The sequence below is a fragment of the Methanosarcina sp. genome, from assembly GCF_035390745.1.
GTDB lineage: Archaea > Halobacteriota > Methanosarcinia > Methanosarcinales > Methanosarcinaceae > Methanosarcina.
In genome coordinates, this window is the sequence record NZ_DAOOUJ010000140.1 from 1 (window position 1) to 1,702 (window position 1,702).

Annotated in this window: 2 protein-coding genes and 1 pseudogene; all 3 read left to right on the forward strand. The window is 40.9% G+C overall.

What is annotated here, in order from left to right:
- Window positions 1–222 precede the first annotated feature (222 nt).
- Window positions 223–612, forward strand: coding sequence for an ArsR/SmtB family transcription factor (locus tag PLL47_RS14885; protein WP_324447369.1), 390 nt, complete (start codon window positions 223–225; stop codon window positions 610–612).
- A gap of 55 nt (window positions 613–667) precedes the next feature.
- Window positions 668–1,417, forward strand: a complete 750-nt coding sequence (locus PLL47_RS14890) for an arsenite methyltransferase (RefSeq protein ID WP_324447371.1) — start codon at window positions 668–670, stop codon at window positions 1,415–1,417.
- A 171-nt stretch (window positions 1,418–1,588) separates the two neighbouring features.
- A pseudogene (locus PLL47_RS14895) lies at window positions 1,589–1,702 on the forward strand (arsenate reductase ArsC); the annotation flags it as partial.

Below are 1,702 nucleotides of genomic sequence, written 5' to 3' on the forward strand. Positions count from 1 at the left end.
ATTGTTTTGGGAGTTGGCTTCTATATGGTTTACCAGAACCATTTCAGTAGCTTCTGAGTCTTTTAGACTCTTCTAAACACTTTTTTTGGTAATGGAAGTGGTGAAAATAGTACGCCCGGTAAACCGACTGTTATCTGTAAAAAAACAAGTTTCGGAATAAGAAGATTCGGGACTACTGACCACTAAATATATATGGATATATGCGCATACATACATATAATTATGCTTGATAGTAAAGTGAAGTTCTTTAAAGCTCTCGGAGATGAGACCAGGCTTACTATCCTCTCTTACCTGCTGGAGCATAGTTACTGCGCCTGTGATTTTTCTCCCCTTACAAAAAAAGACCAGACTACGGTTTCAAAGCACTTGAAGGTTCTTGTTGAAGCTGGAATTTTAAAGTATGAAAAGCAGGGAAGAAACATTATCTACAGCATTAAAAGCGAGGAAACCAGTTGTTTGCTTTTATCTCTTGGAATCAGGGATATAAAACCATGTTGTGATGTGCAGCAGGTTTCACGAGTATGTCCTATCTGTAAAACTGAAAACAGAGTCAACAATATCATTAACGAGAGTACGGATAGCCGGGTTGAAAACAAAGCTAAAGATAATTGACAGTAAGCTCAAGATAGAATAGAAAAAATATCAACAATAAGGAATGGGTAGAATAATGGATGCGAATGAAAAAAAGGAAGTTATCAAAAAGAAGTATCAGGAAATTGCAATTTTAGGTGGCTCCTGCTGCTCAGGCAGCAGTTGCTGTGGAAACTCAAGTCCAGTAGACCTTTCTAAGTCTCTTGGCTATTCTGAATCTGATGTCCAGGCTGTTCCGGATGCAAACCTGGGACTTGGATGTGGTAACCCTACCGCTTTTGCAGAGCTGAAACCTGGAAATGTCGTTCTGGATCTGGGCTCCGGTGGGGGCTTTGATTGCTTCCTTGCTGCACAAAAAGTCGGAAGCTCAGGAAAGGTTATTGGAGTCGATATGACTCCTGAAATGGTAAAAAAAGCGCAGGCTAATGCTCAAAAGTACGGCTACTTAAATGTCGAGTTCCGCCATGGAGATATCGAAGATCTTCCCGTTGAAGACAGTTCTGTGGACATCATTATCAGCAACTGCGTAATCAACCTGGCTCCGGATAAGGAAAAGGTGTTTAGAGAGGCATTCCGTGTTCTGAAACCAGAAGGCAGAATGTATATTTCGGATATGGTTCTCCTAGATGAGCTACCTGAAGAGCTTAAAAATGACAGTGGATTGCTTGCGGGCTGCATCGCTGGTGCCGTTTTAAAAGAGGAATATTTGAGGCTTCTGAAAAAAGCAGGGTTTTCGGTAGAAATCCTGAATGAAGATCTGGATATCAGTAAAAGGCAATACGGAGATTTACCAGTTGAGAGCCTGAAATTAAAAGCATGGATATAAAAAAGGATCGGATAAATGTATGGAAAGAAGTATGAGTGAACATCAAAAGTTCGTGACGATTACTTTCACTCATTTTCAATTTTCCCTTCAATAGTTCATAAACAAACAGAGGATCACAGGAAAAGGAGAAGGTCCTCTTTTCTATGCACTCACAATTCAGCCAGATCCCAGATGGCGGAAGGCTTTTTTAAGGCTATTTATGGAGATAGATCCGAGTCTTACAGCGCCGGTCTCAGAGCCACAATTGTTAATCCTCGTGCTGTCCAGGTAATGAAAGAAGCTGGC

Coding starts and splice junctions, on each gene's coding strand:
- PLL47_RS14885 (WP_324447369.1), top strand. CDS start 223: ATGCTTGATAGTAAAGTGAAGTTCTTTAAAGCTCTCGGAGATGAGACC.
- PLL47_RS14890 (WP_324447371.1), top strand. CDS start 668: ATGGATGCGAATGAAAAAAAGGAAGTTATCAAAAAGAAGTATCAGGAA.